Here is a 13,990-nt window from a genome sequence, read left to right as displayed (position 1 = left end):
ATAGACCCATGCCTCGACAGCACCTCGCACAGATCGGTATTCCAGGCTCGGCGTCGCCGCCGGCCGAAAGCGACGGCGGCGCCCGCGGTTACCCGCGCCCTCTGCTCCGGCGAGAAGACTGGAGCTCGCTGGACGGGGCGTGGGAGTTCGCCCTCGATCCCCGGGCGGAGTGGTGCTCCCCGGCCGACGTGCGCTTCGACAGGACGATCGAGGTGCCGTTCGCCCCGGAGACGCCGCGGAGCGGGATCGGCGAGACCGGCTTCTACAAGGCCTGCTGGTATCGACGGCGGGTCAAGGTGCCGGAGCTCGGCGCGTCCGAGCGGCTCATCCTGCACTTCGGCGCCGTGGACTACCTGGCCAAGGTGTGGGTCGACGGCAGCTTCGTCGGTGAGCACGAGGGCGGTTACACGCCGTTCGAGATCGACATCACCGAGCACGTGAAGGGGCGCGAGGGCGTCACGATCGTGGTGCAGGCCCACGACGATCCGAACGACCTCGCGAAGCCGCGCGGCAAGCAGGACTGGAAGCTCGAGCCTCACTCCATCTGGTACCCGCGGACGACGGGGATCTGGCAGACCGTGTGGCTCGAGCGCGTGCCGCGCATGCACGTCGAGTACCTCCGGTGGACCCCGAACCTCGAGCGCTGGGAGATCGCGGTCGAGGTCCGCGTGGCCAACGCGCCGGTGGAGGGCGCCCGCGTCGGGGTGCGGCTGCGCGTCGGCGACGTGACGATCGCGAACGACCAGTACACGGTCGTGGCCGGGGAGGCCCACCGGCGCATCACGCTCTCCGACCCCGGCATCGACGACTTCCGCAACGAGCTCCTCTGGTGCCCCGAGCGCCCGACGCTGATCGACGCCGACATCGTCCTCTACGATCAGGCCGGGATGACGATCGACCGCGTGAAGAGCTACACGGCGCTGCGCTCGGTCGCCGTCCGCGGCGACCGCTTCCTCCTGAACGGGCGGGCGTACGTCCTCCGGATGGTGCTCGACCAAGGCTACTGGGACGGGACCGGGATCACCGCGCCCGACGACGAGGCGCTGCGCCGCGACGTCGAGCTCACGAAGCAGATGGGCTTCAACGGCGCCCGGAAGCACCAGAAGATCGAGGATCCGCGGTACCTCTACTGGGCAGACAAGCTCGGCCTGCTCGTCTGGGAGGAGATGCCGAGCGCCTACCGGCACACGCGCAAGTCGATCGAGCGGCTCGCGCGGCAGTGGCTGGAGGCGATACGGCGGGACATCAGCCACCCGTGCATCGTCGCGTGGGTGCCGTTCAACGAGTCGTGGGGCGTCCCGAACCTCCCGGACAACCCCAACGAGCGGCACTACGTGCAGGCGCTCTATCACCTCACGAGGTCGATGGACTACACGCGGCCGGTCGTCGGCAACGACGGGTGGGAGAGCGTGGCGACCGACATCATCGGGATCCATGACTACGACCCTTCGCCCGAGCGCATCGCCCGCCGCTACTTCGCGCATGACGTCGTGCCCAAGCTGCTGAAGCGGGAGAGGCCCGGGGGCCGCGCCCTCGTGCTCGACCCGTCGGTCAGCCACGAGACGGCGATCATGCTGTCGGAGTTCGGCGGGATCGCGGTGGCGCCCGGCAGCGGGGACAGCGGCACGTGGGGGTACTCTGCATGCAGGACCCCGGAGGAGTTCGCCGAGCGCTATAAGAAGCTCATGAAGGTGATCAACTCGCTCGAGCTCCTCGCCGGCTTCTGTTACACGCAGTTCGCCGATACGTACCAGGAGGCGAACGGCCTCCTTTACGCCGACCGCACGCCAAAGTTCCCGCTGCACAAGATGGCCGCCGCGACGCAGGGGATGCCGTTCGTCGGCCCGAACGAGACGCCCTCGACGCTGAGCGACGGGGGGCTGGCGGACATGCCCGCGCTGGCGGACATGCCCGGGCTCGCGGACATGGGTGCGCCCCGATGACGGCGCGCGGGCGGGGCTTCGAGGCCCTCTTCGGCCGTCCGGCGAAGCTCCTGGCCGAGGCGCCGGGGCGCGTGAACCTGATCGGCGAGCACACGGACTACAGCGGCGGGTACGTGCTGCCGATGGCGATCCCGCAGAGGACGCGCATCGAGATCGCGCCGCGGGACGACGGGCTCATCCAGGTCGCGACGCTGAAGGTGGACGACGTGGACGGCGTCGCGCAGCTCTCGTTCCGCGCCGGCGAGGAGTCGCGCCGCGGCCTGTGGCTCGACTACGTGCAGGGCATCACCGCGGTCCTCCGCGGCCGGGGGGTCTCGATCCCAGGCTTCGACGCGAGGATCGAATCGACGGTGCCGCTCGGCAGCGGCCTGTCGTCGAGCGCCTCGCTGCTCGTGGCGCTCGCCCGCGCCCTGCGCGCGATGCTCGGCCTGTCCATCGACGACGTGGAGATCGCCCGGATCGCGCACGCGGCGGAGCACGACTTCGTGGGCGCGCCCGTCGGGATGATGGATCAGATGGCCGCGAGCCTCGCCGACGAGAGCACGGCGCTCTTCCTCGACACGAGGACGCTCGCGTTCGAGCGCATCCCGCTGCCCGCGGAGGCCGAGCTGCTCGTGGTGGACTCCGGGGTGGCGCACCAGCACGCGAGCGGCGACTACAAGACGCGGCGCGCCGAGTGCGAGCGCGCGGCCGCGGCGCTCGGCGTCCCGCAGCTCCGGGACGTCGACGCGGCCGCGGAGACGCGCATCGCGTCGCTCCCGGCGCCCCTCGACCGGCGGGCGCGCCACGTCGTGACCGAGAACGCCCGGGTGCTCGCCGCCGTGGCCGCGCTCCGCGCCGGGGATCTCGGCCGCCTGGGCGAGCTCTTCGACGCGTCGCACCGGTCGATGCGCGACGACTTCGAGGTGTCGGTGCCGGCGGTCGACGATCTCGTGGAGAGCGCGCGGGCGCAGCCGGACGTCTTCGGCGCCCGGCTGACCGGCGGCGGCTTCGGCGGCGCGATCGTGGCCCTGGTGAAGCGCGGGTGCGCGGCGAGGGTGGGGCGGGCGGTCGTGGAGGCCTACGCGCGCGCGCCGAACCGCCGGGCGACGGTGCTCGTGGGCGGCCTCGTCGCATGAGCGAGCGCGCCGGGCTCGCGCTCTGGGCCGGCGTCGAGTGCACGGTCAACCGCGTCGGCGACCGGTACTTCAACCAGCTGGAGCGCACCGGCCACCACGCGCGCATCACCGACCTGGACCGGCTCGCGGAGCTCGGCGTCACGGCCGTCAGGTACCCCGTCCTGTGGGAGCGCACGGCGCCGAACGGCCTGCAGAGCGCCGATTTTTCCTGGGCAGATGAGCGGCTCCACCGGCTGAGGGAGCTCGGCATCGACGTGATCGTCGGGCTCGTCCATCACGGCAGCGGGCCGCCGTGGACCAGCCTGATGGAAGACAGCTTCGTGAGCGGCCTCGCGGAGCTCGCCGGGGCCGTGGCGGAGCGCTACCCGTGGGTGCGCGATTTCACGCCGGTCAACGAGCCGCTCACGACAGCGCGCTTCAGCGCGCTCTACGGGCACTGGTACCCGCACCGGCGGGACTCGGCCTCCCTCCTGCGCGCGCTGCTCGTCGAGACGCGCGCCACCCAGGCCGCGATGCGCGCGATCCGGCGCGTGCGCCCGGACGCGCGCCTCGTGCAGACGGAGGACCTGGGCGCGACCGCCAGCACGCCCAGGCTCGCCTACCAGGCCGCGTTCGAGAACCACCGGCGCTGGCTGAGCCTCGATCTGCTGTACGGGCGCGTGGACGCCGCGCACCCGCTCCACCAGCACCTCCGCGACTGCGGCGTCGCCGACGAGGAGCTCGCGCGGCTCGCGGCGGAGCCCTGCCCGCCGGACGTGATCGGCGTGAACTACTACCTGACGAGCGACCGGTTCCTCGATCACCGCCTCGAGCGCTACCCCTCCTGGACGCACGGCGGCAACGGGCGCGACGCGTACGCCGACGTGGAGGCGGTGCGCGTCCGGGAGGAGGGGATCTTCGGCCACCAGCGCGTGCTGCGCGAGGTGTGGCAGCGGTACGGGACGCCGATCGCGATCACCGAGGTCCACCTCGGGTGCACGCCGGAGGAGCAGGTCCGCTGGCTGGTCGAGGCCTGGGAGGGCGCGCTCGCGGCCCGCGCGGAGGGCGCCGACGTGCGGGCGGTGACGCTGTGGTCGACCTTCGGGGCGTACGACTGGGACAGCCTGGTCACCCAGGCGCGCGGCCACTACGAGCCGGGGGCCTTCGACGTGCGCGGGCCTGCGCCGCGGCCCACGGCGCTCGCGGCGGTCGCGAAGGAGCTCGCGTCCGCCGGCCGCACCGAGCACCCGCTCGCCGGGGCCCCGGGCTGGTGGCGCCGCGACGAGCGGCTGCTCTACGGAGCGCCGCGCTCGACGACGCGGACGATCTGCCGGTCGCGCGAGCGCCCGATCTTGATCACGGGCGCGGGCGGGGTGCTCGGCGCGGCGCTGGCGCGCGCGTGCGAGGAGCGCGGCATCCATGTCCGGGCCATGACGCGCGGCGAGCTCGACATCGCCGATGCGTCGGCCATGGAGCGCGTGATCGCGGACGTCCATCCGTGGCTGGTGGTCAACGCTGCGGGCTACACGCGCGTGCACGACGCCGAGGACGAGCTAGAGGCGTGTCACCGCGCGAACGTGGTCGGGCCGACGTTGCTGGCGGAGGCGTGCCGGCGCCACGGCTCGCGGCTGCTCATGTTCTCGTCGTCCTTCGTGTTCGACGGGAGCAAATCCGGCCCGTATGTGGAGGATGATCCGGTCGCGCCCATCAACGCGTTCGGCGAGGCGCAGGTGCTGGGCGAGAAGAGCGTCGTCGACGCCCTGCCGAGCGCGCTGGTCGTCCGCACGGGCAGCCTGTTCGGGCCGTTCGAGGCGCGCAGCTTCGCCGCGCTCGCGCTCTCGGTCGTGCAGCGCGGGGAGGACTTCCGCGCGGCGGATGACCTCCTCGTGTCGCCCACCTACCTGCCGCACCTGGCGCACACGTGTCTGGATCTCGCGATCGACCAGGCCGAGGGGGTATGGCACCTGGCGAACGACGGTGTCCTCAGCTTCGCCTCCTGGGCGAAGATGATGTGCGACGCGTTCGGCCTGCCCTCGCGGGCGGTGCATCCCTGTCCTGCGCACACCCTCGGGCTCCGGGCGAACCTGCCCCGCCAGGGAGGGCTGCACAGCTGCCGCCGCGCGACCCTGCCGACATTGCCCGAGGCCCTCCTGCACTACGTCAAGCACCGGGCGGATACCGTGCTGGCGGCGATGTAGTCAGCGGCAGACCGTACCGGTGTTCCAGATGGCTGCCCCGGAGCTGCTGTAGATGACCAGGTTGCAATCGCTCTGCACGTGCAGGGACGCTCCCGGGTGGCCCCACGTGCCGCTGTTCCAGAGTACGGCGCCGGTGGGGCTGTAGAGCACCAGGTTGCCGTCGCTCTGCATGGCCAACGAGGACGTCGAGCGGCCGAAGGTCGCCGAGTGCCACAGCGCGCCGAGCCGGTCGTAGAGGACGATATTGCCATCGGTCTGGTGGACGAGGCTGGCGGCGCTGGTGCACGAAGCGAGGCTCTGACCCCTGGAGAGCGATGCGCCGCTGCTCAGTGTCCCGCAGCCGGGGGGCGGGGGGAGGGACGGGGAGAACAGCGCCTGCATCTTGTTCTGCACATCAGCGAGCGTCCCGGTGATGACCCACGCATCAAAGCGGCTGGTGCCCGCCGGGAGGTCGCCCACGAACGCGGCCTGCAGGGCGCTCGTGCCGGGGTCGAACTCGCCGGTGCCGCCGAGGTGGCGGAGGTCATGCATCCCGAAGTGGGTCGCGGACCCGCCCACCGCGCGGCTCACGGCGTACATGCCCATGGCGCGCGTTCCATCCGCGTTGGCGACGATGGGGCCGCCGTAGCTCTGCTGATAATAGTGCCCGCCGTCGCCCCCGGCCTGGACGGCCGAGTCCATCGCGATGAGCCGATTGCCGGCGGCCAGCGTGGGATCATAGGTATAGAACCGGCCGAACTCACCGCGCAGAAACGCGACCGGGATGTGGAGCAGATCGACGTGCTGCGCTGCCGGCACGGTGACGACCGTCGTGTACCGCGCGACGGCGCCCATGTTGTTGTAGTTGAGCTGGATGTCCTTGCCGAGGACCATGTTCTTCCAGACCACCGGGCTCGTATCGCTGCCGCCGACCGGCCAGACGTCCCACTCCAGCGGCAACGCCCGGGTGGACTGGCTGGTGCTCGTGCTGGACGCGCTGATCAGGGGTGCGCCGTGCCGCTGCGACGCCGGGAGGGCCGGATAGGTGTAGGCGTCGCCTGCCTCGGTGGGGTTGCGGGCACCGGCGCCGTCGTCGAAGAACATCGCGGACTGCAGCATCCGGCCAAAGTCGAAGTTGTTGATGTACTGGGTGCCGTCGTGTGTCCAGTGCGCGATCGCGCCGCCGGCCACCTTATTGGACTTGATCGTCACGCCGCCTGCGGTCGTGCTCATCATCGAAGTCACCGCGTTGTTGTAGCGGGACCAGCCGTGGATGCTCAGGGCCTCGTCGGCATAGCCCGCGGGGAGGACCTCGTTCGCGGAGCGCGTGCCGTGATCCCCCGTGGTCGAGCTGTACGTGCGGTATAGCCGGCTGAGGCCAGGGGCGCCGCCGCTGCTGGTGAACCCGTGTCCGAGCGTGTGCTCGGTCCGGTAACCGCCCTCGCCCGGCGTCGTGGAATCCATGTGATCCGTGCCGCTGGGAGAAAGCAGCCGATACAGCGGGGCGGTCCCGCTGATGGCGCTCGCGGGCAGGTACCAGACCGACCCGTCGCTCGGAAACGAGTCCCGCTCGCCCGCCTGGATGGTGCTCATGTGATCGGGCCGAGTCCCGACCTTGACCCGCCAGATCATGCGGGTGACCGTCCGCTCCCCGCCGATGAGCGCCTGCTGGGCGCTCTCCGTCGCTGGATCGATAGACTGGGCCCCTTCATCAAGGCTCCCGGGGCTGCATCCAGCGCTGATGGAAAGCGGGATGAGGTAAGCAGCGATCATCGATGTGCGATTCATGTGTGTGGTCCTGTCCAGAGTCATCGGGGGACCGCGGCGACCCTCGCGGGAGGATGCAGCGGCTCCGCCGGCAGGAGTGCACGAAAGGGGCCATGGGCCGCGCCCGATCTGCAAACGCTGCACGCCCCTCGCCCGCGAGGCTCGGACGATGAACGCACAGTCAGAAGCAGGCGGAGGAGCTGGCTTGGCCTGCGTGAGCGCGAAGCCAGACGCGTCAAGCAAAGATTGCCGACTCGGCAAAAAATGCTTTCTGTTCGGCCCGGGGAACGCAGTGTTTGCTCTTGGTTGCGTCACCTCCCCCCTGACGAGAACCGAGGCGGGGTGGCGTTCGCGGAAGCTCTCACCGGAGGCGAAGCGCTCTCGGAGGGGCCCGCCCCTCTCGGGTTCCTCGTCGCCAGCTACCTCGGCCTGGTAGGATCGCGCTCATGACGAGACACTGTTCGTGGACTGCTGGGATCATCGCGGCGCTGGCCTGTACGCTCGCCACGGAGTCGAGCGCGGACGCGTGCAGCCCTCCGCTGTCGGGGCTGACGGGCACATTTCCGGAGAGCGGCGGGACGCTCGCCGCGAACGCCGCGGTCTTCTTTTCCGGCTACTCCATCTCGCTGGACGGGGTGTCGGTGACGGTCGACGGCGCGCCGGCGAGCCTCGTGGCCATGCCGGATGTGCGGGCGTCGGGGTACAGCCTCGCCGCGCGGATCGAGCCGTCGCCCGGCGAGGGGCAGGCGATCGTGATCGAGGGCGATTTCTGCGAGCCGCTGGAAGGTTGCGACGCGGCGCGGATCGAGCTCACGGCCGGCGCCGCTGACACGGACGCTCCTCCGGGGCCGAGGGGGCTCTCGTTCGACGTTCACGATCATGTCGACTTCGAGTCGGGCGGCGGAGACTGCCAGCTCGACACCGATCTCTCCTTCTGGGTCACGGCCGAGGGGGAGAGCGCCGGGAGCGGCGAGGCTCCGGTGATCTACACGATCGAGGCGTTCCGGGACGACACGTTCACGGACCTCGTGCTCTCGGAGAGCAGGCTCATGAACGCCGCGTCGGTGACCCTCGGTATCGGCCGGACAGCGGATGTGCTCGATGGCGCCGACGCCCCCGAGGCGCTGTGCTTCCGGGCGGCCGCGATGGACACGGCCGGGAACGTCGCGGGCGAGACCGTGCACGCCTGCAAGCCTTGCTACTACCGGAAGGACCCGGATACGGCGCAACCGGGCTCCACCCCGCCATCCGAGCCGGCGTGGGCGGAGGCGGACATCTATCCGGGGGGAACGTGCGACTCCGGGATGGGGCCGGGCAGCGGCGGCGCTGGCGGCGGCGTGGGAGGCGACAGCGGCGGCGCGGGCGGCAGCGACGGAGATGGCGAGACGGTGGAGCGCGGCTGTAGCTTCCGCGCGGACGGCGGATCGGGCGGGCAGGGGAGAGCCGCGATCGCGGCGCTCGCGCTGCTCGCGTGCGCGGCGCTCGGCGGGCGAAGGAAGCGCTGAAGGCGGGGTCGCCCCGCGGCCGGTGCTGCCTCAGAGCACCCGCGCCAGGACCACGACCGAGTAGCCGACCGCCGGCTGCTTGCCGGGGTTGTTGTACGAGTGGCGCTGATCGCCGCGGAACACCGCGACGTCGCCCGAGCCGAGCGTGAACCGCTCGCCGCTCACCACGAGCTGGAGCTCCCCCGACTCGCACGTCAGGTACTCGCGGGTGCCCGGGGTGTGCGGGACGCCCGTCATCCTCCCGCCCGGGGGGATCTCGATGCGATCCATCTCCATGCCCGGGATCGGATCCGGCAGGAGCTTGCGGACGAGCGCCTGACCGGGAGAGCGCGTGGGCAGCGTGTCGCGCGCATAGAGCTGGCATATCGCGCGAGGGGCCGAGAGCATTTCCTCGATCGAGACCTGGAGCGCGGCGGCGGCGCGGTGCAGGACGCCGAGCGTCGGGTTCGCCGCGCCGGACTCGAGGTGCGCCCAGGTCGCCCGCGGCACGCCGGCGAGCTTGGCGAGCTGCTGCTGCGTCAGCCCACGGGCCTCCCGCAGCTGCTTGATGTTCTTCGCGAGCCTCCCCGCGAGCTCGGCGTCCTGGTCCATGCCCGGAGATTAGCACGTATCCAGGATATTGGAGCTAACTCCAACGGGTGAGCCTGCGCGGGTTAGCCTGTGGGTCGAGGAGGAATTCACGATGAACAACGAATCGACCGGAAGCGACGCGCTCATCCAGGCCGGGGCAAACCACGAGCCGCCTTCCCCGCGCGCCGCGGGGGACGGGCCGTTCGCGCCGCGCGCCGCGCTCGTGACGGGGGCGAGCCGCGGGCTCGGCGCCGCGCTCGCGCGGGAGCTCGCCCGGAGGGGCGCGAAGGTGGTGCTTGTCGCGCGCGAGCGCGCGCCGCTCGAGGCCGTGGCGGCCGAGATCACCGCGCAGGGCGGGGTGGCGCACGCGCTCGCGGCGGACATCGGCGACAAGGGGCAGACCCACGCGATCGCGGGCGCGGCGGCGGCGCTGGTCGGGCCGATCGATCTGCTCATCCACAACGCGAGCACGCTCGGCCGGACGCCGCTGCCGATCCTGCTCGACACCGAGTGCGAGGATCTCGGCCGCGTGCTCGAGGTCAACGTGGTCGGCCCGTTCCGCCTCACCAAGGTGGTCGCGGGCGCGATGGCGCTGCGGCGGCGCGGGGTCGTCGTCCACATCAGCTCGGACGCGGCCGTGAACGCCTATCCGCGGTGGGGCGCTTACGGCGCCTCCAAGGCGGCGCTCGATCACCTGAGCCGCACCTGGGCCGTCGAGCTCGAAGGCACGGGCGTCGCGTTCTACGCGGTGGATCCCGGCGAGATGAACACGCGGATGCACGCCGAGGCCATCCCCGACGCCGATCCGAGCACGCTGGCCGATCCGACGGACGTGGCGAGGCGCATCGTCGCGCTCGTCGCCCGCGCCGGTGAGGCGCCGAGCGGCGCGCGCTTCGAGGCCGCGCGCCTCCCGGAGGCGCCATGAGCCCCGCCGCCTGGCCCCGCGACAACCCCCTTTCGGAGCGGCTCCTCCACGTGGACCCGCGCCTCGGGCGCCTGCGCGACGCGCGCATCGCGGATCTGCCCGCGCTCCTCGAGCCGGGTGATCTCCTGGTCGTCAACGACGGCGCCACGCTGCCGGCCTCGCTCCACGGCGCGACCGCCCACGGCGCCGCGGTGGAGGTGCGCCTCATCGGCGAGCTGTCCGAGGGGCGCTATTCGGCCCTCTTGTTCGGCGCCGGCGACTGGCGCTCGCGCACCGAGGATCGCCCGGCGCCGCCCGCCCTCGGCCCCGGGGACGCGGTGACGTTCGGCGACGACCTGTCGGCCACGGTCGAGCGCGTGTCGTCGGCCTCACCGCGCCTCGTGGAGATCGCCTTTCGCGAGCGGGGCGCCCCGCTCTGGTCGGCGCTCTACCGGCGGGGGCGCCCGATCCAGTATGCGTACGTCGCGGCCCCGCTCGAGATCTGGCACACGCAGACGCGCTACGCGGGCCGGCCTCTGTGCGCCGAGCTCCCCTCGGCCGGACGGCCGCTCGTGTGGGGGCTCCTGCTCGAGCTTGTCCGCCGCGGCGTCGGCGTCGCCTCGCTCACCCACGCGGCCGGGATCTCGTCGACCGGCGAGCCGGCGCTCGACGCGCTGCTCCCCCTGCCGGAGCGCTTCGAGATCCCGGAAGAGACGGTGGCGGCCGTGCGCGAGGCCAGGGCGCGCGGGCGTCGGGTCGTCGCGGTGGGCACGACGGTGACGCGCGCCCTGGAGGGCTGCGCCGCCCAGAATGGCGGTGAGCTCCGGGCCGGCCCGGGCGTCACCGATCTGGTCCTCCACCCCGGCTTCCGGCCGAGGGTGGTCGACGGGCTCCTGACCGGCGTGCACGACCCGACAGAGAGCCATTTCCGGCTCCTCGAGGCGTTCGCGCCGGCCCCGCTGCTCCACCGCGCCAACGCTCACGCCGAGCAGGCGGGGTATCTCTGCCACGAGTTCGGCGACTCGTATCTCGTCCTCAGCTGAGCTCCGGGCGACGGAAATAACCCCGCGGAAGCGAATAGGCGTTTGCGGGATTGTGCCTGAGCAGCAGCGGCGGCGAGGTCCCGGCGCAGTCCCGCAAACGTCGGGTTGGACCGGGAGTGTGCTTAGCCATCGCCGCGATGGCGTAGCGGGCCGCATACCGGCGCACGGCATGGTCGTCCCAGTGCGCGTTCGTGATGAAATGCTGCAGGCTCTGGTGCGCCGCCTGTACGCGCGCCGGGTCGGGGCAGGCTCGGGCGGCGATCGGCTCGATGCTCTTGCGCTCCGCCTCGCCGAGCAGCCCCATCGCGTAGATCGCGAACGACTCGCGCCGCAGCGGATGGGCCAGGATGGCCCCGATGTCCGAGAAGTAGGCGTCCAGCCGCCGCTGGGCGGCAGCGTCCATCGTGTACTCCACGGCCAAGAGGCTGCGTCGCGCCTACCGGGCAGCAAGCTCCGGTCCGCAGAAAGGCTCCAGCTTTCCGGGAGATTCCTGAGGCAGCTTCGCCTCACCCCGACCGGTCGCGACACAGTGGTGCTAACCTGGGCACTTTTATCATCCGTATCCCGGTCCAGGCATCCACCTGCGCGGGTGCCGATTCCTCCGCTTAGCACCATAATTGCTTTTTGCCGTGCTCTGGCTCGCTTTCTCATGCCCGCGCTTCCACTATCGAGTGGATATAGCCATAGCATAACTATCCAGGCGCTACAGGGGCGATCCTGTATGAGCTACGCTCTTGCGCGTCGAGCTTGCCTCTTGCTTGGACCGCCGCGCCACCGGTGAGTGCGCTCGTTCTCACCACGACCCGCAGGGACACGGCGCGAGGACGCGGCCGCGGGGACGTGCTGCCGGTGGGGAACGTCGCTGAATGGATGGGGTCCCAAATGGGTCACATGAAGGGCATCAGTATCACGCACACACAGGCATACCTCAGGGAGCGCATCGGGCCATGCGCTTGGAGCGAGCTCCTCGACGCGCTTCCCGAGCACGACAGAAAGGTTCTTTCCGTCGTAGTCGCAGAGGCTTGGTACGAAAATTCAGTCCATACAAGAATAAATCGTGCATTTTGCGACATCTTCTATGATGGCGACTTAGCCGCGGCGGAGGAGCTTGGACGATTCTCGGCAGATAGAGATTTTACGAAATTTCACCGCTGGGTCTTGCGATTGACTCGACCCTCGTTCGCGCTCCAGCACATCAATTTTTACTGGCGCTATGCACATGACACGGGGCGCTGGGAGACAGAGACTCGCAGGGACAAGATTACGGCGAAGCTGTTCGATTGGGACATTCGCGACGCGGCTATGTGCCGCAGATTTCTCGGCTACATCGGCCGTACCCTGGAGTTCTACGGCAAGGTGCCGCAGAAGGCCCACAGGTTGTGCCGCGCCCACGGAGCCGACGTCTGCATCTTCTCATTCGAATGGCAGCTCATGCACGACGTTCCGCTTGGGTGGAAGCAGCCTTCGCTCTCAGACATCCCAGACATCCTCAACGAATTGCGGGCACTGCCGGATCTCGAATCGCTCTCGGCCGCGATTCTGGACATCGTTCACGACCATCTCTTGTTTCCTTGGGTCGAGCTGTGGATCAGTTCGATAGGTCACGACAAGCTGACCTTCGCGCGGCGCGCCGGCACGAGGGCCGGCGCGCACGTGGCCCGTGTAGATCTCCAGCATTCAGGGCGCGAGGTAGGTCGCCTCGATGTTGAGCCAGGCCCCGGCTCAAAACAGGACGTTCTGGAGACGCTGGTGCCGTGGTTCTCGCTTTTGATCGACTCGGCCCGGCTGTCCGTCGAAGATCAGGCTCCGGCGCGGCACGTCGATGACGTCGTTCACTTAGCGCGCGCGCAGTGGGGCCTCACGCCGAGACAGTGCGACGTGCTGCGGCTCGTGCTTCAAGGCGAGGCGAATAAGTCGATCGCGAAAAAGCTGGGCTGCGAAGAACGGACAGTTGAACAGCACATGACCAAGCTCCTGGATAAAACGGGAACCGAGACCCGCGGTATGCTGGTCTGGTTGTTCTGGAAGAAGAGATGAAGAATGCGCCGCGTCCGGCGCCACCCTCGTTCATCCGTCCCGCGCGTCGGGAAGCGACGAGCCATGACGTGAGGAGCGATTCAGTGGGACGAGATTTTTGGTACGCGGCTTTCCACTATGGCGAGCACAGACTGCGTCATCCACAATTCACTCAAGGTTGCTCCCACAGAGGACCGTTGCACTGGACGCCGACGGTGGCCTGCCATCGAGCAGGAACTGCGTCGACAGGGAGATTGGGAGCACCCGCTCGCGGTTGCGCAATCCAGAATACTTTGGGGGCGCGCCAGGCAACCAATGGCATGGGAGATTTAACGATGAAACATGCAAACAGGACGTGCTTGATGAATATCGCTATGCTCGCGCTGGTGGTCTGTGTTCCTCTCGGATGCTCCGACGATTCGCTCGTGACGGGGGACGGGCTAGAAGCGAACGTGCCGGATCCAGAAGGTGAGGACATCATCGACGCACAGCTGGAAGCCGAAGAATGCATGAGCGAATACAGTATGAGCTACAACACAAGGTTTTTGGGGAAGCGCGGAGACGACTCGTTTCCAATGAGCGGCAAGACCGTCATTCGCGTCAAGCTCAGCAAGAGCATCGGTGGCCTAATCGGACGCGGAGACGTCGAAATCACGAAGCAGGATAGCGAGGCTGTGTCCGTTCACTGGTGGCTTGACGCCAAGACGGACCTTTCTTACACACTCCAAGTATGGCACTCGTGCTGATCGGCGTACTCGGCTAGGTGGAGCTCTCATTGCGAGGGCCAACTCATCGCCATAAGAGCCGACTCGTCGCTGACGCTACCGGCCCCTGAACGCTGCCTCGGTGTTACTCGTGACCACTGCGTGCACTCGGTGTCGCGCGACGGTCTCCGCGGGAACAGACTCGGTCCCTGCGCGTCGCTCGACAGCTCGAACTAGGGGCGCCGAGTTCCGCGAGTTCGACCT

General features: G+C 69.6%; 11 protein-coding genes. 8 read left to right on the top strand and 3 right to left on the bottom strand.

Going from position 1 to position 13,990, the window contains the following annotated elements; genetic code table 11:
• The first annotated feature begins 8 nt into the window (after positions 1-8).
• The 3 genes from WMF36_RS26605 to WMF36_RS26595 are packed head-to-tail and all read left to right on the top strand — an operon-like array spanning position 9 to position 5,238.
• A complete protein-coding gene (locus WMF36_RS26605) occupies positions 9-1,943 on the top strand; it encodes a glycoside hydrolase family 2 protein (RefSeq protein ID WP_437573565.1) in 1,935 nt (644 codons plus the stop codon).
• Positions 1,940-3,061, top strand: coding sequence for a galactokinase (gene galK / locus WMF36_RS26600; protein ID WP_437573564.1), 1,122 nt, complete (start codon positions 1,940-1,942; stop codon positions 3,059-3,061). Before WMF36_RS26605 ends, galK begins: the two co-directional genes overlap by 4 nt.
• Complete coding sequence (locus WMF36_RS26595; protein WP_437573563.1) at positions 3,058-5,238, top strand: family 1 glycosylhydrolase; 2,181 nt, start codon at positions 3,058-3,060, stop codon at positions 5,236-5,238. Before galK ends, WMF36_RS26595 begins: the two co-directional genes overlap by 4 nt.
• Here WMF36_RS26595 and WMF36_RS26590 read toward each other — a convergent pair whose 3' ends face one another.
• Positions 5,239-6,990: a hypothetical protein gene (locus tag WMF36_RS26590; RefSeq protein WP_437573561.1), complete on the bottom strand. Its 1,752-nt coding sequence runs from the start codon at positions 6,988-6,990 to the stop codon at positions 5,239-5,241.
• Positions 6,991-7,430: 440 nt separating this feature from the next.
• On the opposite strand from WMF36_RS26590, the gene WMF36_RS26585 reads away from it, so the two are divergent.
• Positions 7,431-8,489, top strand: a complete 1,059-nt coding sequence (locus tag WMF36_RS26585) for a hypothetical protein (RefSeq protein ID WP_437573560.1) — start codon at positions 7,431-7,433, stop codon at positions 8,487-8,489.
• Between the two features lie 30 nt (positions 8,490-8,519).
• On the opposite strand, the gene WMF36_RS26580 is transcribed toward WMF36_RS26585, so the two are convergent.
• Entirely contained in the window at positions 8,520-9,080 is a 561-nt protein-coding gene (locus WMF36_RS26580; RefSeq protein WP_437573558.1) for a helix-turn-helix domain-containing protein, read from the bottom strand.
• Positions 9,081-9,171: 91 nt separating this feature from the next.
• Between WMF36_RS26580 and WMF36_RS26575 the strand changes: the two genes are divergently transcribed.
• Positions 9,172-9,984: an SDR family NAD(P)-dependent oxidoreductase gene (locus WMF36_RS26575; RefSeq protein ID WP_437573557.1), complete on the top strand. Its 813-nt coding sequence runs from the start codon at positions 9,172-9,174 to the stop codon at positions 9,982-9,984.
• Entirely contained in the window at positions 9,981-11,006 is a 1,026-nt protein-coding gene (locus tag WMF36_RS26570) for an S-adenosylmethionine:tRNA ribosyltransferase-isomerase (RefSeq protein WP_437573556.1), read from the top strand. Before WMF36_RS26575 ends, WMF36_RS26570 begins: the two co-directional genes overlap by 4 nt.
• Here the strand turns inward: WMF36_RS26570 and WMF36_RS26565 are convergent.
• On the bottom strand, positions 10,999-11,409 hold the full coding sequence (locus tag WMF36_RS26565) for a transposase (protein WP_437573555.1): 411 nt from the start codon (positions 11,407-11,409) through the stop codon (positions 10,999-11,001). The genes WMF36_RS26570 and WMF36_RS26565 overlap by 8 nt on opposite strands.
• A gap of 479 nt (positions 11,410-11,888) precedes the next feature.
• Between WMF36_RS26565 and WMF36_RS26560 the strand changes: the two genes are divergently transcribed.
• Both WMF36_RS26560 and WMF36_RS26555 read left to right on the top strand, forming a co-directional pair.
• Positions 11,889-13,043 (top strand): helix-turn-helix transcriptional regulator, encoded by a 1,155-nt coding sequence (locus WMF36_RS26560; RefSeq protein ID WP_437573554.1) that lies wholly within the window; start codon positions 11,889-11,891, stop codon positions 13,041-13,043.
• Between the two features lie 314 nt (positions 13,044-13,357).
• Entirely contained in the window at positions 13,358-13,768 is a 411-nt protein-coding gene (locus WMF36_RS26555) for a hypothetical protein (protein ID WP_437573553.1), read from the top strand.
• Positions 13,769-13,990 lie beyond the last annotated feature (222 nt).

The sequence above is a fragment of the Sorangium sp. So ce887 genome (genome assembly GCF_051521455.1).
In the GTDB taxonomy this organism is placed as follows: domain Bacteria; phylum Myxococcota_A; class Polyangia; order Polyangiales; family Polyangiaceae; genus Sorangium.
This window is presented reverse-complemented; position numbering and strand designations above follow the sequence as displayed.

Excerpts from the sequence above, each read along its gene's own strand:
- galK (WP_437573564.1), top strand. The coding sequence starts at position 1,940 with ATGACGGCGCGCGGGCGGGGCTTCGAGGCCCTCTTCGGCCGTCCGGCG.
- WMF36_RS26575 (WP_437573557.1), top strand. The coding sequence starts at position 9,172 with ATGAACAACGAATCGACCGGAAGCGACGCGCTCATCCAGGCCGGGGCA.
- WMF36_RS26585 (WP_437573560.1), top strand. The coding sequence starts at position 7,431 with ATGACGAGACACTGTTCGTGGACTGCTGGGATCATCGCGGCGCTGGCC.
- WMF36_RS26555 (WP_437573553.1), top strand. The coding sequence starts at position 13,358 with ATGAAACATGCAAACAGGACGTGCTTGATGAATATCGCTATGCTCGCG.
- WMF36_RS26605 (WP_437573565.1), top strand. The coding sequence starts at position 9 with ATGCCTCGACAGCACCTCGCACAGATCGGTATTCCAGGCTCGGCGTCG.
- WMF36_RS26580 (WP_437573558.1), bottom strand. The coding sequence starts at position 9,080 with ATGGACCAGGACGCCGAGCTCGCGGGGAGGCTCGCGAAGAACATCAAG.
- WMF36_RS26570 (WP_437573556.1), top strand. The coding sequence starts at position 9,981 with ATGAGCCCCGCCGCCTGGCCCCGCGACAACCCCCTTTCGGAGCGGCTC.
- WMF36_RS26590 (WP_437573561.1), bottom strand. The coding sequence starts at position 6,990 with ATGATCGCTGCTTACCTCATCCCGCTTTCCATCAGCGCTGGATGCAGC.
- WMF36_RS26595 (WP_437573563.1), top strand. The coding sequence starts at position 3,058 with ATGAGCGAGCGCGCCGGGCTCGCGCTCTGGGCCGGCGTCGAGTGCACG.
- WMF36_RS26560 (WP_437573554.1), top strand. The coding sequence starts at position 11,889 with ATGGGTCACATGAAGGGCATCAGTATCACGCACACACAGGCATACCTC.
- WMF36_RS26565 (WP_437573555.1), bottom strand. The coding sequence starts at position 11,409 with ATGGACGCTGCCGCCCAGCGGCGGCTGGACGCCTACTTCTCGGACATC.